The sequence below is a fragment of the Streptomyces sp. NPDC041200 genome, from assembly GCF_055591805.1.
This window is the reverse complement of record NZ_JBVIZF010000002.1, coordinates 653,218-672,785: the sequence shown is the minus strand read 5'-3', so window position 1 is coordinate 672,785 and position 19,568 is coordinate 653,218. Positions and strand designations below refer to the sequence as shown.

Below are 19,568 nucleotides of genomic sequence, written 5' to 3'. Positions count from 1 at the left end.
GAAAGCAAATTCCGCAAGCGGGTCGCCTACGGCCGGAGACCTACGTCCGGACTGGTCCGGTGGCCCGATGCGGAGGGCGGCGCGACGCGGCTAGCGTGTAGAACGTGTTTCAGACGAAGCCTTCCGCTCCCGCCACCGCCACCGACCCGGCCGGGTCCGCCGTCCCGCATGCTGGTGGGGTGAGTGAGGACGACTTCCGCGCCGCCCTGGCGCGACTGGCGGCCGGCGTGGTGCTGGTGACCGCGCACGACCCGGAAGAGGGGCCGAGCGGTGAGGACGTCGGCATGACGGCCACCGCGTTCATGTCGGTGTCACTTGACCCGCCGCTCGTGATGGTGAGCGTTCGCAACGGCTCCCGGCTGGACGAGCTGCTCGAACGACAGCCGCTCTGGGCCGTGTCGGTACTGTCGGACAGTCAACGGACCACAGCGGGACGATTCGCCATGAAGGGGCGCATCAGCGACCGGCTGCTGTTCGCGGACATGGAGGTGACGCACGGCGCGGAGTCGGGCGCTCCACTCGTCTCCGGGGCGCTGGCCACGCTCGAATGCCACACCGAGCAGCGGGTGACGGCCGGGGACCACACCCTGGTGGTGGGCCGGGTGCTGTCGGCGACGACGCCGAGCGCGGAGGGCGGGCCGCTGATGTACTACCGCGGCCGCTACCGCACGCTGGAGTAGGCGGGCCTCAGCCCCAGTCGCGTCCCGAGCGTCCGCGCTTGGTGTCGCTCCGCCGCTTCTTCTCCCGCAGCCGCCGTTCGTTGATCCCGCGTGGGATCCGGGTCGCACGGCGCGGCTTGGGCGGCGGCGCGGTCGCCTCCGCGAGCAGCGAGGCGAGCCGGACGGCGGCCGTCTCGCGGTTGCGCCACTGGGAACGGTGCTCGGACGCCCGTACGGTCAGCACCCCGTCCGCCAGCCGCCCGGCCAGCCGCTCCAGCGCGCGGTCCTTCCATACGGGCGGCAGCGCGTCGGTGGCGGCGAGGTCGAAGCGCAGCTCGACGGAGGTGTCACTCGTATTGACGTGCTGCCCGCCGGGCCCGGACGACCGGGAGAAACGCCACATCAGCTCGGCCTCCGGCAGGGAGACCGAACCGCGGATGACATAGGGGCCGGACATGGCTCCATGGTCACCTGCCGACCCCCGCGCCGTCATCCCGTTTTGCCGGGCGCCGGGACATGACACAGGGGCCCGGCACCGGGCGGGGCGCCGTGGCCCCATCAGGGTTTGGCAAAGAAAGTAAAGCTACCTGGAACCTGTGGGTGCCCTGATGGCGTTGTGGAGGATGACGGCGACTTCGCCCGGAGCCGATGGACGAAGCCCGCCGACTCGAACATCGAGACCACGAAAGGGACTCCCCATGGCTGTAAGCCTGTCCAAGGGCGGCAACGTCTCGCTCACCAAGGAGGCACCGGGCCTGACCGCCGTCACGGTCGGCCTCGGCTGGGACGTCCGCACCACCACGGGCACCGACTTCGACCTGGACGCGAGCGCCATCGCCGTGAACACCAACGGCAAGGTCTACTCCGACCAGCACTTCGTGTTCTTCAACAACAAGGCCACCCCGGACCAGACCATCGTCCACACCGGTGACAACGTGACCGGTCAGGGCGAGGGCGACGACGAGCAGATCAACGTCAACCTGGCGGGCCTGCCCGCCGACATCGAGAAGATCGTCTTCCCGGTCTCGATCTACGACGCCGAGTCGCGCAGCCAGAACTTCGGCCAGGTGCGGAACGCGTTCATCCGGATCGTCAACCAGGCCGGTGGCACCGAGATCGCCCGCTACGACCTGAGCGAGGACGCCGCCACCGAGACCGCCATGGTCTTCGGCGAGCTGTACCGCAACGGCGCGGAGTGGAAGTTCCGCGCCGTCGGCCAGGGCTACGCCTCGGGCCTGGTCGGCATCGCGCAGGACTTCGGCGTCAACGTCTGAGGTCCACACCCAGCGCTCAGCGGTAAGCGCTCCACGCGGCGAGGGCCGCCCCCACTCAAAGGGGGCGGCCCTCGCCGTATTTCCGCACACGCATTTTCGAACGCGTATTTCCGAACACGTCCCCATCAAAGGGACATTGCCGCACGATGCCTGACCATGCCTGACTGACCGAATTTTGCCCTATTTCAACAACGGACGGTCAAATTCTTGTTACGCGCCTACCCGAACGAATCGTTCGATGACAATCTCTGCTCGACTTGCCGCGCGTCGCATCTGACTCCGCGGTAAGTCCTGGTTCCGCACGAGCACAGCGGCGCGGAACCCAGCGCTTGGCACCTCACGCACCACTCCTGCTCTACCGGCCAGCCCCACCCAAGGCTGTCCGCACCCCCTACGCAGGGCCGCTCTCCCGCGGCCCCTCAGCAAGGAGACCGAGTGAGACCTCACGCTTCCTCTCCCCGTAAGCAGGCCATCCGCGCGGCCGCGTTCGTCGCCTCCGCCGCCATGGTCGTCATCGGCGTCCAGACCGGCTCGGCCACCGCCCAGCCGGACAACTCCCGCGAGGCGGGCGCGACCGCGCTGCAGCTGACCCCCGCGGAGCGCACCGCCTCCCTCAAGGCGGCGCAGGCCGACGCTTCCGCCCAGGCCGACCACCTGGGGCTCGGGGCCAAGGAGAAGCTCATCGTCCGCGACGTCATCAAGGACGCCGACGGAACCGTGCACACCCGTTACGAGCGCACCTACGACGGGCTGCCCGTCCTCGGCGGCGACCTGGTCGTCCACGAGAAGACCAGCGGCGCCCGCACCGTCACCAAGGCCACCAGCGCGAAGATAGCCGTGCCCGGCACGGCCGCCGAGGTGTCCGCCTCCGCCGCCTCCAAGGCGGCGCTGAAGGCCGCGACCACGGCCGACTCCGGCGAGAAGGCCAAGGCGCCGCGCAAGGTGGTCTGGGCCGAGAGCGGCAAGCCCGTCCTGGCCTGGGAGACCGTCGTCACCGGCACCCAGAAGGACGGCACGCCCAGCGAGCTGCACGTCATCACCGACGCCGCCACCGGCAAGAAGCTGGCCGAGAACGAGACCGTCCACACCGGGACCGGCACCAGCAAGTACAGCGGCACGGTGTCGCTCGGCACCACCAAGAGCGGCTCCACGTACAACCTCACCGACGGCACCCGCGGCAGCCACAAGACGTACGACCTGAACCAGGGGTCCTCCGGCACCGGCACGCTCTTCACCGACGCCGACGACGTCTGGGGCGGCAGCCGTCAGACCGCCGGGGTGGACGCGCACTACGGCGCCGCCGAGACCTGGGACTTCTACAAGGAGGTCCTGGGCCGCAACGGCATCAAGAACAACGGCGTGGGCTCGTACTCCCGCGTCCACTACGGCAACAACTACGTCAACGCCTTCTGGCAGGACTCCTGCTTCTGCATGACGTACGGCGACGGCTCCGGCAACGCCAACGCGCTCACCTCGATGGACGTGGCCGGGCACGAGATGTCCCACGGCGTCACCGCCGCCACCGCCAAGCTCAACTACAGCGGCGAGTCCGGCGGCCTCAACGAGGCGACCTCCGACATCATGGCCACCGCCACGGAGTTCTACTCCGCGAACGCCTCCGACGTGGGCGACTACCTCATTGGCGAGAAGATCAACATCAACGGCGACGGCACCCCGCTGCGCTACCAGGACAAGCCGAGCAAGGACGGCGCGTCCCGCGACTACTGGTCCTCGACGCTCGGCAACGTCGACGTCCACTACTCCTCCGGGCCCGCCAACCACTTCTACTACCTGCTGTCCGAGGGCAGCGGCGCGAAGACCATCAACGGCGTGAGCTACAACAGCCCGACGTACGACGGCTCGAAGGTCACCGGCATCGGCCGGGACAAGGCCACCAAGATCTGGTACAAGGCCCTGACCACGTACCTCACCTCCACCAGCAAGTACGCCCAGGCCCGCACCGCCACCCTCAGCGCCGCGTCCGACCTCTACGGGTCGACGAGCACCGAGTACAAGGCGGTCGCCGCGGCCTGGACCGCGATCAACGTGAAGTAGAGATCAGTTTGAAGTGAAGCGGAACGGGCCGCACCGGCGATTCCGGTGCGGCCCGATGCGGTCACCCAGAGTTCCTGTCATAGCCGCTGATCGGCCTTTACGCTGCTCCCATGACTCAACACGTACGCGGCGTGGTGGCCCCCGGCAAAGGCGAACAGGTACGGATCGAGACGATCGTGGTGCCGGACCCCGGACCCGGCGAGGCCGTGGTGAAGGTCCAGGCGTGCGGTGTCTGCCACACCGATCTGCACTACCGGGAAGGCGGCATCAACGACGATTTCCCGTTCCTCCTCGGACACGAGGCGGCGGGCGTCGTGGAGTCCGTCGGCGACGGCGTCACCGAGGTGGCCCCCGGCGACTACGTCGTCCTCAACTGGCGCGCGGTGTGCGGCCAGTGCCGGGCCTGCCGCCGCGGCCGCCCCTGGTACTGCTTCGCCACCCACAACGCGTCCCAGCCCATGACGCTCACCGACGGCACCGCCCTGACCCCCGCCCTCGGCATCGGCGCGTTCGCCGAGAAGACGCTCGTCGCGGCGGGCCAGTGCACCAAGGTCGACCCGTCCGCCTCCCCGGCCGCCGCCGGGCTGCTCGGCTGCGGGGTGATGGCGGGCATCGGTGCCGCCATCAACACCGGCAACGTCGGGCGCGGTGACTCGGTCGCCGTCATCGGCTGCGGCGGAGTCGGCGGCGCCGCGATCGCCGGGTCCCGGCTCGCCGGTGCCGCGAAGATCATCGCGGTGGACGTGGACGACCGGAAGCTGGAGCAGGCCCGCTCGCTGGGCGCCACCCACACCGTCAACGGCAAGACCGCCGACGTGGTCGAGTCCATCCGCGGCCTCACCGACGGCAACGGCGCGGACGTGGTGATCGAGGCCGTCGGCCGCCCCGAGACGTACCAGCAGGCCTTCTACGCCCGCGACTTGGCGGGCACCGTCGTCCTGGTGGGCGTGCCCACCCCGGAAATGAAGCTGGAACTGCCGCTGCTCGACGTCTTCGGACGCGGCGGCGCCCTCAAGTCCTCCTGGTACGGGGACTGTCTGCCGTCCCGCGACTTCCCGCTGCTGATCGACCTCTACCAGCAGGGGCGGCTCGACCTGGACGCCTTCGTCAGCGAGACCATCGGGCTCGACGACATCGAGGCGGCGTTCGACAAGATGCACCGCGGCGACGTCCTGCGCTCGGTGGTGATGCTCTGATGATCCCTGGTGGTGACACCGCTATGACCCCTCCGCCCGTACGCATCGACCATCTGGTCACGTCCGGCACCTTCTCGCTGGACGGCGGCACCTGGGAGGTCGACAACAACGTCTGGCTGGTCGGCGACGACCACGAGGTGTACGTCATCGACGCCGCCCACGACGCGGACGCGATCGTCGAGGCCATCGGCGACCGCCGACTGCTCGGCGTCATCTGTACGCACGGCCACGACGATCACATCGACGCGGCCCCGGAGGTGGCCGACCGCACCGGCGCCCCGATCCTGCTGCACCCGGACGACGAGGTGCTGTGGCGGATGCGCCACCCCGACCGTGCCCCGGACAAGACGCTGGCCGACGGCGACGTGCTCACCGTCGGCGGCACACAGCTGCGCGTCCTGCACACCCCCGGCCACTCACCCGGCGCGGTCTGCCTGCACGCCCCCGCCCTGACCACGGTGTTCTCCGGGGACACCCTCTTCCAGGGCGGACCGGGCGCGACCGGGCGCTCGTACTCGTCGTTCGAGACGATCATCGAGTCGATCCGGGAGCGGCTGTTCGCCCTGCCGCCGCAGACCGTCGTCCGCACCGGGCACGGCGACCCGACGCTGATCGCGGACGAGGCGCCGCACCTGGAGGAGTGGATCGCGCGCGGCCACTGAGGTTCTCGTGCTGAGGGCCCCCGGGGTTGCGCCCCGGGCGCCCTGCCCCCTCGTCCCCCAAGCCCCCCATGACACCATCGACCCCGTGATCGACCTGGGCTACTCCCTCTCCCGCCGCTTCCCGGACCCGCCGCAGACGGACTACCGGAGCGCGGACACCCGCGCGCTGCGCCACGATCTCTTCTGCGGCGACGTCTATCTCGCCGACACCGTGGCCGACCGCGAACTGTCCACAGCCTGGGGATGGGTTCCGGTGCTCGACTTCGCCTGGGCGCTGTGCGACATCGTGGAACGGCTGGACCGGGACCCGCGCGGCAGCCGGTCCCACCGGCGCATCCACGAGGAGCTGGACTTCACCGAATCGGCCGACCGCATGCTCTTCGAGCGCCGCTTCGGCTGGGTCGACATCACCGCCGACTGGGTACCGCTCGAAGAGGCGCCGCTGACCTTCCAGCACTCCGCGCTGCGCCGCGAGTCCCGAGACTTCCTGCAGGATCTGATCGCCGACCTGGTCGACATGCACGAGGGGCTGGGCGACAACCCGGCGATCTGGGACCTCCAGGCCCGCTACCCCCGCGTCTGACGGCTCCTTCTCCCCTGACGTAACCCAAGGTTGGCTCGACGTGCGCGCCGCCGCCCACCCCTGAAGGGTGGCCCTGATCCCCTGAACTACTTCGGCACGCTGGCGCCGACGTCGTCCAGCACCGCGTCCGTCACCAACCCGGTGTCCTCCAACACCGTCATGTGGTCCATCACGGTCTCGTTGGTCACCTGGGCCAGCCGCCGGATCGTATGGTTCTTGGTGGCGGCGCGGACCTCGCCGATGGTGATGAAGATCTTCCCGTGCGAGGCGCGCAGCAGATCCACGAAGAGCTGGTCGAACTTCTCGCCCTTGGCGTTCTTCATCTGCTCGACCCACTCCTGCTGTTCGGCCGAGGCCTCGTCCGGTATGGACGAGGACAGCGCCTTGGCGTCCTCTCGCACCAGCTGGTCGAGCTTGCTGTGCCCGTCGAGCAGGTGCGTACCGGCCCGCTTGATCGCCTCGCTCGACGCCTGGCTCTGCGCCATCCGCCCGGCCGGAATCTCCCACAGCCCGGCCTGCCGGACCTTGACCAGGAACGTCTTGTCCAGCTCGCTCAGCGGCCCGGAGTTGGCGGCCTCCGCCCCCGACGCGGCCGCCGCACCGGCCCCGCCCTGCGCGGACGGCATGCCGCTGTCCGCCACCGACTGACTCCCCTCGTCATCCGCCTGGGAGACCCAGATCCCCGCCCCCGCCACCACCGCCGCCAAGGCGACACCAACGGAGATCATGCGGGTGCGGTTCGACGTCGCGCCGTGACTGCTGCGCCCATGAGTGGTCATCGTGCCTCCTGGTGGGGGTGCGGGGAGTACGCGAAACACTAAACTTTGCCTGCTGCAAAAAACTGCGTTCGTCAGGAGTGCACAAAAGCACCCGCACCGCCCCCGGATTCCCCCTACACTCTCGCCGCCGCCGATGCCCCGGGATTGTCCGTGTCTTCTGCCATGCTTCCGCAACCGGCCGCACAGCCGGGAGAAGAAGGCGTCGACCCATGCGTGGGCCTATCACGTCGCCCGGGAGCGCTTAGCCAAACGAAACTGACATGACGCCACCGGCTTCGCGGCTTACCTTCACACCGTGAAACACCTGCGCAAGGCCGCGGTCGACCTCGCTCTCGAAGAACAGCCGACCCACGAACTGCCCATGCTCGCCGCCGAGGCGTTGGCCCGCGGCGTTGACAGCCCGGCCCTCCGTACTCTGGCCGGGCTGTCTCGCACCGACACGTGCCGCGAACTCTTCTGGCAGGCCATGACAGAACTCGGCTTCTCCCGACCCGACGCCGAGATCGCCTGGCGCTACCGCACGCTCTGGGCCGCACAATCCCTGGTCAATGGAGAACGCTCCCCGTACGACGCGAGCGACGAGATCTGCTGGTGCGCCTCCCACCTCGAACGGTCGCCCCACATCACCAGCGCCACCCACCACTTCCTCGGCCTCCAGCTCGCCTGGGAAGAGCGCCAAGGCCAAGCCCCCGCTGTTGAACAGCAGATGCGCGACGCGGCTATCGCCCTACTGCGGGCGTCTCCCGATGTGCCGCGTCCATGATCTGGCGCATCTCGGCCAGCGCCGACCCCAGGGCCTCCCGGTCCGTGGCCTCCTCCGCCACGACCTCCAGCTCCCGCAGCCGCGCGGCCCGCTCCGGAAACCGCTGAATGGCGACGAACTCGCCCCACCACTGCAGGAAGGTGCGCAACGGAGCGATAGTGCCGTTCCGCGCGGCCTGCTCGACCGCCCGGTCCAGATGCTCGACGAAGGACGACAGGTCCCCGGGAGCGATCCGAGCGACCGCCGCCCGCAGCGCGGACGGCGTGAGCGCGGGCATCGGGATCAGGGGCCCGTCCTGGGCGGAGGACTGCTCGGTCATCTCTACGCTCCTGACACACCGGGATCTGCGCCCACGACACTCGACGACGCGAAGCCGCGGCGAGCCTACGCCCGCCTCCCACCCGCCACTCGCCCCTGACCTCTATCGATCAATCAAGCACCACTCCGGATCACAACTGCCTCCCCCTGACACCCCTTCGCCCACTCACGTCAAAACCGACAACACCCGAGCCCGCTGCCGCGCCTGCACAGATCCAGCCCCAGCAGACACCCCAGGGCCTCCCCCGCCGACCACAGCCGGTCGGGACTGGCAAGATCAGCAACACCCATGGCAGCCTCCGCCGAACGACACCCTGCGCCCCCGAACACCCGGCAGTCCCGGCGGAGTGAGTGAAGGGCCGGAGAACACTGCACGTCGCATCCCCAAGGCTTTCCGGAACGAAGCCCCCGCCCTATCCGGAATGCCCTCGGCTGTCCGGAACAAGGGGCACTCAAGGGACGTAGCGTGAGCCGCCCGTGACCGTCGCGCCCAAGGTCGCGCCCAGGTTCCGTCGGTTCCCCCTCGTGAGGATGACGCAGGTCTGATGCAGGTCAGGTTTCAGCAGCCGCTCCCCCCGGCCGTCGAATCGGCCGTTGAACCGGCCGTCGCATCGCGCGGAGACGGCGCCCCCGGGGGCGCCCTCGGCGGCGCCCTCACCGGCGTCGCCGTAGCCGAGCCACCGCCGCGGACGGCCCCGGCCCGGAAGCTCACCACCGCCCCGCGGGCACGGCCCCGGCTGTACGTCATCGACGGCATCCGCCTGGTCGCCGCGCTCATGGTGGCCCTGCACCACTACACCGGCACCAACCGGGCCAACCAGCCGGGCAACGCGACGTGGGGCCGTCCGGTCTCCGAGATCATGCCCACGGTGTTCCACTTCGCGTCCTTCGGCTGGATCGGCGTGGAGATCTTCTTCGTGATCAGCGGCTTCGTCATCTGCATGTCGTGCTGGGGCCGCACCCCGAAGGACTTCTTCGTCTCCCGGGTGATCCGCCTCTACCCCGCGTACTGGGTCGGCGTCGTCTTCACCACGGTCACCCTGTTCGTCCTCCCGGGCGTATGGGAACGCCCCCAGGGGCGGGACATCCTGCTCAACTTCACCATGCTGCAGTCGGGCTCCAACGTGCCGGACGTCGACATCGTCTACTGGACCCTCTGGTCGGAGCTGCGCTTCTACCTGCTCTTCATGGTCGTGGTCGCCATGGGCCTCACCTACCGCAGGGTCGTCGTCTTCTGCTGCGTCTGGGGCGCGGCCGCGATGCTCGCCCCCGTCTCCAAGTTCCCGCTGCTGGTGCTCGCGGCCGACCCCAGCGGCGCCTGGTACTTCATCGCGGGCCTCGCCCTCTATCTCATGCACCGCTTCGGACAGGACCTCCTGCTCTGGGGAATCCTCGCCATGGCTTGGCTGATGGGCCAGCGCGAACTGGGCCTGCGGGTCGCGTACGAAGACGTCTCCAGCTGGCGCGGCGCCGTCGTGATCTTCACGGTCTTCCTGCTCACCATGGTGGCCGTCGCGCTCGGCTACACCGACCGCATCCGCTGGAAGTGGCTGGTCACCGCGGGCTGCCTGACCTACCCGCTCTACCTGATGCACTACGTCGCCGGTACGGCCCTGATCAACCGCCTGCACGACACCATGGACCCCCGCCTCCTCGTCGCCCTCCTCATCACCGCCTTCCTGGCCCTGAGCTGGCTGGTCCACCGCTACGTGGAACGCCCGGCGGCCCGCCTCCTGAAGCGCGGCCTGGAGTCCTCGTTCACCCGACTCCGCTCCTTCGGCCGCGCGGCCTGAGCCGACGCAGCGGCGCAACGACTCAACGACGCAGCAGGTCGATCACCCCGGTCGTGCCCTCGTCCCCGTGCCCCGCGGCGAGACGACGCTCCATGAGCGCCATGAACGGACTGAGCAACTCCGGGCTGACGCCCTGCTCCTCGGCGGTACGCAGCAGCGTCCCGTTGCCCTCCACCATCATGGCGAGGTTCGACGTCACTCCCAGGGTGTAGTCGCCGGTCTCCAGATGCGTGGCGACCCCGTACGCGGAGGGCGCCATGGCCGTGAGCCACTCGACGAGCAGCCCCGCGAACTCCTTCGGCGCCACCTCCGCCCCGCGCATGAGCGCGAAGGCGTGCGTCACCCCCGCGAACATGCCCGTCATGGCGCTCAGCAGCGCCACGTCGTGCAGCGCGGCCGAGCCGGGATCCTCCCCGACGTACCGGGCGGCCGTCGGAACGGCCAGCGCGTCGCGGTGCGCCGCGAACAGCTCCGGCGACCCGCTGTAGAAGACGTACGCGCCGGAGCCCGGCGCACCGATCATCGGCGGAACGGCCATGATCCCGCCGTCCAGATACCGCGCACCGCGCGCGGCGGCCCATTCCGCCCGCACACGAGCCTGACCGGGGGTGCTCGTGGTGACGTTGACCAGATCCTTGCCGCGCAGTTCGGCCTCGTCGAGCACCTCGCCGACCGAGGCGTCATCGAGCAAGCAGACCACCACGACATCACCCCCGGCCACCGCTTCGCGGGCCGTCCCCATCACCTTCGCCCCCTCGGCGCCGAGCGGCTCGGCCCGGCTCACCGTGCGATTCCACACGGCCACCTCATACCCCGCGGCCAGCCACGCCCGAGCGATCGCGGTGCCCATCGCACCGAGGCCGAGCACGGAAATCTTCTTCGCGTCATGTCTCATGCCGCACAGACTCATCGCTGATCACGAGACGCTCAAGTACCCACTTTGAAGTGGGTAGTTACCCTGACGTAAGCGAAGAGCTGGAGGGCTGAAGCATGCGGACCACACGCAGACCGGGTTCCTACGTCTGTGGAATCGACGCGGCGATGGACGTCATCGGCGGCAAGTGGAAGGTCCTGATCCTCTGGGCCCTCCACGTACGCCCCCACCGCTTCGGCGAACTCCGCAGGGAACTCCCCGGGGTGACCGAGAAGGTGCTCACCGACCACCTACGCCAGCTGGAGCTGGACGGCATCGTCCACCGCGAGGTACACGACGAGGTGCCACCCCGCGTCGAGTACTCCCTGACCCCACTCGGCGCATCCCTCAACGAGGCCCTGACCCCCCTGGGCGCCTGGGGCCACGAGAACCTCCTCGATCACGCTCCCCACTCCTGACTTCGGGAGTCACGGGGAGGGAAGGCTGCCCAATACCCGGGCGGTTGCACGAGGCCGGTCAGGAGGGGCTGAGGCGTGCTCGGAATTTGAGGAAGTGCCTCCGCATGCGCCCCTGAACACGGTCCTCCACCTGCTTCCGCATGACTTTATCGAAGTTGGCCCCGAAATCCTTGCTAACCGTTTCCTCTACCTTGTGGCGGTATTTACCAGCGCGCGGACTCGTTAGCCTGATCAAGGCAACTGAGCACCTAAGTATGCCCTTATCATACGCAGCGGCAATGGGTTTAGAGGCTTCAACGGGGTCAGATCGCAGAGTCAGAATTACCGTACTCCTGGGCTCAATCGATACATAAGAAGGCTCTTCTATCCCGGCCTCACCATTTTGAGGATCCGGCATGTTCTCAATCCTCAGCATCAGCGGAGCAAGGGACGAGACGGCGCCGCTCGTACGGAGAGCAGCATAGGGGTTCAACACCGCCGCATGCTTCCCCTTGTTTACCACCATAAGGTCGACCCTGAATGGACCTGAACTTGCAATTTCCTCCAGACCGCTCATCAGTATGTCCGCATGGGAACGATCATCTCTGACCGCCTTGACGGCATAGTTCAAGCACTTTTCCAGGTGCCCCTTGTTGAACGTCTGCATTGCCTTCACCAGGGGCTGAATTCGATCTTTAACCCCCGGGGAACCAATGGGGAATTCAATCCGGCCGTCCGGACGGGTCAAGACAATTGAATCTACACCGCCGCTCGACACTGTTTCGACCTCGCACACGTAGCGTGCCACCCGCAGCGAACCTTTGACCTTCGACAGAACCAGATCACGCCGTTGCAGCCCTTCGAGGATTTCCTCCAGGACGAGCTTGCCGCCCGACATGAGCTGGGCAATGAAGTCGATTTTCTCTTCCGTTCCTCTACAGTGCCGAAGCCTTCTCTTCATCTCTCGCGCGAACTCGATCTGCTCCAGGGCTTCCCTACGGACACCTTTCGCATGACTATGCACAAACCGAATGTCCCTATCTCGGGCTTCCTTAGGCAGGTCGAGCGGCGAACGTCTAAATGACTTCGAAATCTCAATGATCCTGTCACCCACGTCTGCCGTTTCTTCCGGGTGGCGCCCCTTGGTAACGGAGACCAGGTTGAGATTAAGCCGCACACGATCCCGAATAAGGCCCAACCAAAACGCAGCCGTTCCACCTACAATTGCAACGATCAGGGGAATTATGTACTCGGCCATTCTCATCACCCCGAACGGGTGGGTAAACGACGAACCACGAGAGCCGTCGAATCTCTCGACTCCTCACTCCAGTTGAAACCCTGCCTTTGGCATGCGCAACTGGACAACCAGACGACCACTGTTGCTGGGAATGAGACTGCCTGAAAACGGCGCCGACCCCGCTCGCGGCGGCGTCAACGGCGTTCGAGCCCTCCACGCCTGCCCCACCCCGGCCCACCCGCGGGGTACAGCATCGTGAGGATGCCGCAGGCGAAGGCAGGCGGAGGCCGCGACCGGTTCTCGGCGTCACCGCTCAGCTGCCTGGGCCTACTGCGGCGCCCTCTGCTTGCTGCGCCTCCACCGTCCTCCCCGGTACGAGGACGGCAAGGGTGCTGCGCGCTTCACGTCGCAGCGAGCGGCGCCGAGCGAAGGTCGCGGTAAGAGCGAGAATCGAGATCGTGCTCCCGTAGAACACGGCAACAATCGTGGAGAGGAGCCCGACCGACATCGGGCACGCACCCTTCTTCCCCCGTTCAGCCCACCCAACGTACAGCTTGGGGCGGGGCGTTGATGCGTTTCCTCTCCACCATACGCCCGCCGTCAACTCCCCCGGCGGGCAGGCTCACCGCGCTCGGCCTCCGCTCGCGTCTGGCTGGCGGAAGCGAGCAGGGCCAGCTTGTCGGCGCTGTCGGTGCCGGGGACCGGGTGGTGGATGACGAGCACCTGGCCGGGCGCGGCGCTGATGCCCAGCCGTTCCAGATTCAGCTGGAGGGCACCGACCTGGGGATGGTCGAAGCGCATGGCCGCGCCTGCGCACGTCCGTACGTCGTGACGGGCCCAGAGGCGGCTGAAGCGGGCGCTGGCGAGGGAGAGTTCGCCGACGAGTTCGATGAAGCGGGGGTCGTCCGTGTCGGTGCCGACGGACTCGCGGAACCCGGCGACCAGGTCCCCGGTGGCGTTCTCCCAGTCCGGATGGAGCGCGTGCTCGGCGGGGTCGAGGAAAAGGTCACGCATCCGGTTGGCCCCCACCACGAGCCGCGGTGACAGGGCGGTCGCCAAGGCGTTGGCGGCGAGCACGTCGAAGTAGCGCCCCTCGACGTGCGCGGGGAGCGGAAGCGTGGCGACGAGCTGGGCGACGCCCTGCGGGACGGTCTCCCTCCGGGGCCGCCGCCGGGGCCGTCGGGGTTTGGCGGCACCGAGGCGCAACAGGTGCGCGGTCGCCTCGTCGTCGAGCTGCAGCACGCGGGCGAGGGACTCCAGGACCGGCACGGAGGGGTTGCGGTCGCGGCCCTGCTCCAGGCGCAGGTAGTAGTCGGCGCTGATCCCCGCGAGCATCGCGACCTCTTCCCGGCGCAGCCCCGGCACGCGCCGTAGCCCCACGGCGGGAATGCCGACCTGCTCCGGGGTGACGAGCTCGCGCCGGGCGCGTACGTAATCGCCCAGCGGATTCGGTTCGTCGCTCATGCGTCGACGGTAATCGCGCCACCGCACACGTGCCTGGTCCTGCCACCCCCAGGATCGCGGGGACTCTGGCTCGCCCGGCGCCCGGGCGGCAGCGTGAACGTCACCGACGACGAGACGAGGAGCGCGACAACCATGTCAACGTATCTGCTGGTACACGGCGCCTGGCACAGCGGAGAATGCTGGGAGCGAGTGGTCCCCCTCCTCGCCTCAGCCGGACACCGGGCGCTCGCCCCCTCCCTGACCGGCCACGGCGACCGGGCGCATCTGCTCAGCCGCGACGTAGGCCTCGACACCCACGTCGACGACGTCGTCAAGCTGATCACCGACGAGGACCTCACCGACGTCATCCTCGTGGGCCACAGCTACGCCGGGCTGGTCATCTCCTCCGCGGCCAACCGAATCCCGGACCGGATCGCGCACCTGGTCTACCTCGACGCGATGGTCCCGGAGGACGGCGAGAGCGCGGCCGACATCATGCCCATAACCCAGGACCTGATCGACCGCGCCCTCCGCTCCGAGAGCGGCTGGCGGGTCCCGCCCCTGCCCGAAATGCCGCCGCCCACGGGCCTGTTCGGAATTACCGACCCGGCAGACGCCGCCTGGCTGCGCACGACCCTGTCGGACCAGTCCGTACGCTGCCTCCAGCAGCCGGTCCGCCTGGACAACCCGGCCATGAACGCCATCCCCCGGACCCACATCCACTGCGTAGGAGGCGAACCCAAAGGCTGGCCCCGCCGCCCCGTCCCCCCGACCCAGCCGAACGGCACCCCGGCCCAGGTATGGGAGCTGGCCACCGGCCACGACTCCATGGTCACCATGCCGACCGAGCTGACCGATCTACTCCTCAGACTCGACCCGAAGCACTGAACTCCCCCTGACTTCACGCCTGGTACACGCACTGCGCCAACGTCGTGTGCTTCTTCCATCCCAACGACTCGTACAGCGCACGCCCGGCATCGGTCGCGCCGAGAACGCCAAGGGCCGCGCCCTCGTCCAGGGCGCGGTCGGCGAGCGTACGCATCACGAAGGCGCCCAGCCCGCGTCGCCGATGGCCCTCCGCGGTCACCACCCGGTCCACGACCACGGCTTCCCCAAGGGCCGCCATCTGCCCCTTGGCCGCCTGCTCCCCCGCCGCATCCAGCACCCGGACACACGTGACGGCCCCGGTGCTCTCCATGGTCACGGTGTACCCCTCGGGCGCGACCGGGTGCGTGGCCATCAGGTCGACGGCCATCAGGTGCCCGGTCTCCTTCCAGGCCACCACCCACCCGTGGGACATCCAAGGCTCGATCTCCCCTGGCTCCGCGGGCATCTTCATCCACGTCCGCGGCACGGACACCGAGGCAGCAGCGCTGCGGACCAACGATTTCTCGGTCTCGGGCAGAACATGGCGCCCCACTTCGTCGGGGTTGTCTGCCACCTCGATGTAGAACCCCCAGGGCTTCTCGACCGGCGGGGGCGTCCGCCGGGAGACAGCCCACCCCGCCACCCAGGTCCTGACCATGTCCGCAACCATCAAGCCCCCCAGCAGTAATAGCCAGACATCATGAGCACACATTACGTCGTCATGCACCCTCCGGCCTCCGCTTTACCGGGTGCGCGGCCTGAAGCACCCCCAACAATCCGGAAGCGCGGGGGCGTTCGGCCTGTCCGACCTGAGGCCGGCAGGTCAGCCCGGCCACTCAGTCGACCTGAGTAGCCGTGCTCAGGTGGAGCCCCTTGCCGCCGCCTAGCCTCCGGATCATGATGTCTTTCAAAGACAGGGCCTGGCCGCTCGAGGAGGCCCCTCTATGAAGGTGACGGGTACGACGTCATCGGTGCTGGGCGCTGCCGCCATCGCGGCACTCCTTTTCCCGTGGCTGCTGCCGCAGCAGGCCCGATCCGCTCTCTTCGCTCTCTTCCTGCCCCTGGGGATCTGCGCGGTTGTCTCGGGTGTCAACGCCTTGCGGGACATGCGGGGCGACGAAGAAGCCGACCGTCGACGGCCGTGGACTGGTATCACGCTCGGTACGGTGGCCATCCTGGTGCCTATGGCCGTGATCGTGTGGGCGTGCTGGTCTCTGAGCCGAGCAGGTGTGTGACCGCCGCCTCCAGCCATCGTGACGGATGTCGAACGCCCCGGGCGGCAGGCCGTCCGGGGCTTTTCCCTGCTCTGGCACAGAGCCGACTGTCGGGTTCGAACCGACGACCTTCGCTTTACAAGTTCGATCCCGGCCGCGCCGTCCCGGGCTCGGCTGGCCCTGACTGCCGGGTGAGCGGCGGCCTCGGTGCACCGACTACCGCCAACGTCCGCCGCCGTCGATGTCAATTGGTGATGTCAGAACATCAACCGAGCAGTACCCTGCAAACGGCCTTGCGTCGGCCGGTGCGAAGTTCCCCATAGCGCCGACCCGTTGTGGAGGGGACCAGCCCGTTCGAGCCGGGCCAGGGAGGGGAGCTTCATCGACTAGCCGTACCTCCTGCTACAGACCCTGAGCTTGGGAAGCTAAGGGCATTTAGGGCTTGCTTGCTCCGGAGTTGACCTGCTGCGGAGGGATGCAGACGCCTGGTGGAGGGTCGACTGATTCCCCGCTGTTCCCCGTGGTTCCCCGGACGATCTGGCACGCGTCTGGCACGAGTCATTCGTCGTCGCACCTCTCCAGAATCAGGCTTGCTGAGCCCTCTTCGAGTCCGTTGTTCTCCTCCAAGTGGAGGTGAGCGCCGTCCGGTGTGCCGTCTTGGGCGAGTGTGAGGAGGTGGCCGGCCAGGGTCTTCAGCCCGGCGGCGTTGGCCTCGATGACGATCTCTCCGCCGAGGTTGCGGACCTCGATGCGTGCGCCTTCCTCCCATCTGAAGACTCTGGTGGTTCCATCAGCCACGGCACTTATGTGAGTGGTCGTCGGCGGAACAGCGCTGGGTTCAGGGGCCATACCCAAGCATCTCGTACCCAGGCGGCCCTCAGGCGCCGAGGGCGCACGCTTTCCAACTGCGTTGGTGGTCTTGAGAGCATCGGACGGGACCGTTCACCTGCGTTCACGGCTGTCTGGCTGCGGAATCAACTACGAGCGTTGGTCTCGTCTGAACGGCCGTGAACGGCGCTAAATGAGACCGAAACTGAGACGGTCCGACTTGGGACCGAGCGGTCTAGTGGGCGGTGTGACTGATCCGTAGCTCTACGCAGATCAGTCACCAGTGGTCACATGGGCCGTATCAAGGTTCTACGGAGACAGGACGAGTCGCTGACGGCCGCTGTGGTTACTGCTGGCTGAGAAGAAGAGCCGGTCGCACGGGCTCAGACTGTAGTGGAGTCCGTGGGAGCGTCTTCGGCGAAGCCAGCACCCTGACCCAGCATGTTCCAGGGTGTACCGGACACCATTAGCCGAGACCGGTTTATCGGTCAACTAGCGACGCTGTCGAGTTACGGGTGACCGGCTGTCAGTCCCACCCTCTAGGCTGAGGACCGCTGGCTGGCCGGAACAGGCATGAGGAGATGTAACTTGACGGTTGTCCCTCCCACCCACCTGGTGGACCGGGCTGGTGTGTCTCGGGCCGCATACTTGATCACCACTCAATTGGGCTGGCTTTTTCGTGAGCAAGAGACCAGCGATATCGGCATTGATGCGCAAATTGAAGTGGTAAACGAGTCCGACCCCTCTGCTGACGCCAGGCGCGGAACGGGCCGCCTGCTGGCCGTGCAGATTAAGTCTGGCGCCAGCCAGTTTACGAAGCCGACAGACCTCGGCTGGTGGTTTTATTGCGACGCAAGCCACATTGAATATTGGAAGAATCACTCGCTTCCGGTCGTCCTCATGCTGTTCGAACCAGAATCTGAGCAGGTTTACTGGCAACATGTAAGTGAGGGCACGATCGTACCCGCCGGGAAGAGCTATAAGGTGCTCGTTCCCTTGAGTAATCGATTGCACGGATCATGCCGGGATGCGCTAGGCGTACCAGCACGACGCCAGACCAGCGGCGGGGTGGTGCTCGCAAAGCCAACGAGAGGTTCTTCTGTTCGACAGGCGGACTATGAGCTGGCCAGCGCCATCGACCTACTAACTGCTGCAATGGGGAAGGCGCTTGAAGAAGCTAGTCCGAGAGATTTCCGGCTCGCCTTTGCATCTCAGCTACGTGCGCTATACCGTCGCGCTGGAGCGCCCAGCCTTGACGTATTGTCCGTGAAGACTGGGTATGAAGTAGTGCGACTCTCTGCCTACATGGAGGGGCCCACACTCCCTAGCCGAGGGCGCGTTGTCGCAATAGTTGAAGCACTCATCGAGTATGCATATGAAAAGGGAATCGAGATCCCTAGCTATCTGATGAATGTGCGCGCTTGGGAGAGAATGTGGCGTGTTGCTGATAGGCCGGGGATGCAAAAGATCGTCAAGAATAAAGCTCGAAAGGGGGCTTCCCCGTCGTGATTTACCCGCAACACTCTTGTCTCGCAGATTGAGGGCCGCATGTGATCGCGCGGAGGGTCAACTACCCAGCCACGCCACTACTTCCCCTGCTCCCATCCCGTCTGCCGTCGACCCACACACGGTGGAGCGAGCGTGGTTCCTGGCGTCCAGGTGGAGCGCGCCACTGTACGAACGACCTGGACGCCAGGGGCCGCGTCTGCTCGGCTCTGCCTGGGTCGACGGCAGACGGGATGGGAGCTCCCCGCGCACGCCACTACTAACCGGTACTCGCGTACGGCGCCCCTCCATCCCGGAGCCGGAGCGCCCCCGCCGGAGGCATGCCTTTGCCGGTCATCGCCGCCGCTTGTCGCACGCGGCACCCGGTCGGGCCGGGCGCCGGAGCGGGACGGAGGCAGGAGCGGCGGTGCGCGGCCCGACCGGGTGCCGCGCCGCGCTTGCGCGGCGCCTTGAACCCCGTAGGACGCGTTGTGTCGAAGGACGGGCAGAGCTGGGCGGCGGGCGCGGAGGGCCACCGCCGGTGAGGAGAGAGCAGCCGTTAGTTCATACGGTGGGGTCCTCTTCCGACGTATCCAGGACGAGGCGGGCCCAGACGGTCTTACCGATCGGGTCTCGGGGGTGGTGGCCGACCTCCTCGGACAAGGCCAGGACGAGTTCGAGGCCGCGGCCGTGTTCGTCGTCCTCGCCGGCCTTCACGCAGTGGGGCAGACGGCGATTGGCTGCGTCGGAGACTTGGACGAGACAACTGGCGCCCTCGTCGTGGAGACGGACTTCGAAGAGGCGGCCGCGCTCGTGGCCATGCCGAACGGCGTTGGTGGCCAGCTCACTGCAGACCAGGAGCAACCGGTCGATGGCTCCCTGGGCGTAACCCCAATCGTGGAGTGTTTCGCCTGCCTGATCACGGGCGAGGCGGACGGATCTGGGCGTGGACGGCAACTGCACCTTCCACTGCCGGGCAGCGGGCTGCTGTGGGGTGTGGGTGGTCATCGGGAGCATGGCGTCCCCTTGTCGCGTGGTGGTTCCAGGGGGCCATCCCACCGCAACGGTGATTACGGAAACAGGTCATCTTGATTACCCAAC

At 67.5% G+C, this 19,568-nt stretch carries 21 protein-coding genes and 1 tRNA gene; 12 read left to right on the top strand and 10 right to left on the bottom strand.

Annotation, left to right across the window (positions count from 1 at the left end; translation table 11 throughout):
• The first annotated feature begins 104 nt into the window (after positions 1-104).
• Positions 105-680, top strand: a complete 576-nt coding sequence (locus tag ACZ6CL_RS08285) for a flavin reductase family protein (protein ID WP_468932689.1) — start codon at positions 105-107, stop codon at positions 678-680.
• A gap of 7 nt (positions 681-687) precedes the next feature.
• On the opposite strand, the gene arfB is transcribed toward ACZ6CL_RS08285, so the two are convergent.
• Positions 688-1,116 carry an alternative ribosome rescue aminoacyl-tRNA hydrolase ArfB gene (gene arfB, locus ACZ6CL_RS08280; protein ID WP_468932686.1) on the bottom strand — a complete coding sequence of 143 codons (429 nt, stop codon included), beginning with the start codon at positions 1,114-1,116 and terminating at the stop codon, positions 688-690.
• A gap of 241 nt (positions 1,117-1,357) precedes the next feature.
• Here arfB and ACZ6CL_RS08275 point away from each other — a divergent pair, with 241 nt between their 5' ends.
• The 5 genes from ACZ6CL_RS08275 (at position 1,358) to ACZ6CL_RS08255 (ending at position 6,429) form a co-directional block, all read left to right on the top strand.
• Positions 1,358-1,933 carry a TerD family protein gene (locus tag ACZ6CL_RS08275; RefSeq protein WP_009716966.1) on the top strand — a complete coding sequence of 192 codons (576 nt, stop codon included), beginning with the start codon at positions 1,358-1,360 and terminating at the stop codon, positions 1,931-1,933.
• A gap of 435 nt (positions 1,934-2,368) precedes the next feature.
• The gene (locus ACZ6CL_RS08270) at positions 2,369-3,988 is read left to right on the top strand and encodes a M4 family metallopeptidase (RefSeq protein WP_468932683.1); all 1,620 of its coding nucleotides are present in this window, start codon (positions 2,369-2,371) and stop codon (positions 3,986-3,988) included.
• 110 nt (positions 3,989-4,098) lie between these two features.
• Positions 4,099-5,184, top strand: a complete 1,086-nt coding sequence (locus ACZ6CL_RS08265) for an S-(hydroxymethyl)mycothiol dehydrogenase (protein ID WP_468932681.1) — start codon at positions 4,099-4,101, stop codon at positions 5,182-5,184.
• Between the two features lie 23 nt (positions 5,185-5,207).
• The gene (locus ACZ6CL_RS08260; RefSeq protein ID WP_468932678.1) at positions 5,208-5,846 is read left to right on the top strand and encodes an MBL fold metallo-hydrolase; all 639 of its coding nucleotides are present in this window, start codon (positions 5,208-5,210) and stop codon (positions 5,844-5,846) included.
• A gap of 85 nt (positions 5,847-5,931) precedes the next feature.
• Complete coding sequence (locus tag ACZ6CL_RS08255; RefSeq protein WP_468932677.1) at positions 5,932-6,429, top strand: hypothetical protein; 498 nt, start codon at positions 5,932-5,934, stop codon at positions 6,427-6,429.
• A gap of 86 nt (positions 6,430-6,515) precedes the next feature.
• Here ACZ6CL_RS08255 and ACZ6CL_RS08250 read toward each other — a convergent pair whose 3' ends face one another.
• Positions 6,516-7,208 carry a DUF4142 domain-containing protein gene (locus ACZ6CL_RS08250; protein ID WP_468932674.1) on the bottom strand — a complete coding sequence of 231 codons (693 nt, stop codon included), beginning with the start codon at positions 7,206-7,208 and terminating at the stop codon, positions 6,516-6,518.
• Positions 7,209-7,503: 295 nt separating this feature from the next.
• Here ACZ6CL_RS08250 and ACZ6CL_RS08245 point away from each other — a divergent pair, with 295 nt between their 5' ends.
• Entirely contained in the window at positions 7,504-7,971 is a 468-nt protein-coding gene (locus ACZ6CL_RS08245) for a hypothetical protein (protein ID WP_468932671.1), read from the top strand.
• Here ACZ6CL_RS08245 and ACZ6CL_RS08240 read toward each other — a convergent pair.
• Positions 7,928-8,290, bottom strand: a complete 363-nt coding sequence (locus tag ACZ6CL_RS08240; RefSeq protein ID WP_468932669.1) for a DUF6247 family protein — start codon at positions 8,288-8,290, stop codon at positions 7,928-7,930. The genes ACZ6CL_RS08245 and ACZ6CL_RS08240 overlap by 44 nt on opposite strands.
• A 544-nt stretch (positions 8,291-8,834) precedes the next feature.
• Between ACZ6CL_RS08240 and ACZ6CL_RS08235 the strand changes: the two genes are divergently transcribed.
• Positions 8,835-10,082, top strand: a complete 1,248-nt coding sequence (locus ACZ6CL_RS08235) for an acyltransferase family protein (RefSeq protein ID WP_468932667.1) — start codon at positions 8,835-8,837, stop codon at positions 10,080-10,082.
• A 22-nt stretch (positions 10,083-10,104) separates the two neighbouring features.
• On the opposite strand, the gene ACZ6CL_RS08230 is transcribed toward ACZ6CL_RS08235, so the two are convergent.
• Complete coding sequence (locus tag ACZ6CL_RS08230; protein WP_468932664.1) at positions 10,105-10,977, bottom strand: NAD(P)-dependent oxidoreductase; 873 nt, start codon at positions 10,975-10,977, stop codon at positions 10,105-10,107.
• A 95-nt stretch (positions 10,978-11,072) separates the two neighbouring features.
• Here ACZ6CL_RS08230 and ACZ6CL_RS08225 point away from each other — a divergent pair, with 95 nt between their 5' ends.
• Complete coding sequence (locus ACZ6CL_RS08225; protein WP_468932662.1) at positions 11,073-11,414, top strand: winged helix-turn-helix transcriptional regulator; 342 nt, start codon at positions 11,073-11,075, stop codon at positions 11,412-11,414.
• Positions 11,415-11,472: 58 nt separating this feature from the next.
• On the opposite strand, the gene ACZ6CL_RS08220 is transcribed toward ACZ6CL_RS08225, so the two are convergent.
• Positions 11,473-12,651 (bottom strand): hypothetical protein, encoded by a 1,179-nt coding sequence (locus tag ACZ6CL_RS08220; RefSeq protein WP_468932660.1) that lies wholly within the window; start codon positions 12,649-12,651, stop codon positions 11,473-11,475.
• A gap of 579 nt (positions 12,652-13,230) precedes the next feature.
• The gene (locus tag ACZ6CL_RS08215) at positions 13,231-14,094 is read right to left on the bottom strand and encodes a helix-turn-helix domain-containing protein (protein WP_468932658.1); all 864 of its coding nucleotides are present in this window, start codon (positions 14,092-14,094) and stop codon (positions 13,231-13,233) included.
• Between the two features lie 132 nt (positions 14,095-14,226).
• On the opposite strand from ACZ6CL_RS08215, the gene ACZ6CL_RS08210 reads away from it, so the two are divergent.
• Positions 14,227-14,961 (top strand): alpha/beta fold hydrolase, encoded by a 735-nt coding sequence (locus tag ACZ6CL_RS08210; RefSeq protein WP_468932657.1) that lies wholly within the window; start codon positions 14,227-14,229, stop codon positions 14,959-14,961.
• A 13-nt stretch (positions 14,962-14,974) separates the two neighbouring features.
• Here the strand turns inward: ACZ6CL_RS08210 and ACZ6CL_RS08205 are convergent, their stop codons facing one another.
• A complete protein-coding gene (locus ACZ6CL_RS08205; protein ID WP_468932653.1) occupies positions 14,975-15,598 on the bottom strand; it encodes a GNAT family N-acetyltransferase in 624 nt (207 codons plus the stop codon).
• A 286-nt stretch (positions 15,599-15,884) separates the two neighbouring features.
• Between ACZ6CL_RS08205 and ACZ6CL_RS08200 the strand changes: the two genes are divergently transcribed.
• Positions 15,885-16,175: a hypothetical protein gene (locus ACZ6CL_RS08200; RefSeq protein WP_468932650.1), complete on the top strand. Its 291-nt coding sequence runs from the start codon at positions 15,885-15,887 to the stop codon at positions 16,173-16,175.
• A gap of 80 nt (positions 16,176-16,255) precedes the next feature.
• Here ACZ6CL_RS08200 and ACZ6CL_RS08195 read toward each other — a convergent pair.
• A tRNA-Tyr gene (locus tag ACZ6CL_RS08195) sits at positions 16,256-16,333 on the bottom strand.
• A gap of 379 nt (positions 16,334-16,712) precedes the next feature.
• On the bottom strand, positions 16,713-16,952 hold the full coding sequence (locus ACZ6CL_RS08190; protein ID WP_468932648.1) for an Imm32 family immunity protein: 240 nt from the start codon (positions 16,950-16,952) through the stop codon (positions 16,713-16,715).
• A gap of 618 nt (positions 16,953-17,570) precedes the next feature.
• On the opposite strand from ACZ6CL_RS08190, the gene ACZ6CL_RS08185 reads away from it, so the two are divergent.
• Positions 17,571-18,491, top strand: a complete 921-nt coding sequence (locus ACZ6CL_RS08185; RefSeq protein WP_468932646.1) for a DUF4365 domain-containing protein — start codon at positions 17,571-17,573, stop codon at positions 18,489-18,491.
• Positions 18,492-19,031: 540 nt separating this feature from the next.
• On the opposite strand, the gene ACZ6CL_RS08180 is transcribed toward ACZ6CL_RS08185, so the two are convergent.
• Positions 19,032-19,484, bottom strand: a complete 453-nt coding sequence (locus ACZ6CL_RS08180) for an ATP-binding protein (RefSeq protein WP_468932644.1) — start codon at positions 19,482-19,484, stop codon at positions 19,032-19,034.
• Between the last annotated feature and the right edge of the window lie 84 nt (positions 19,485-19,568).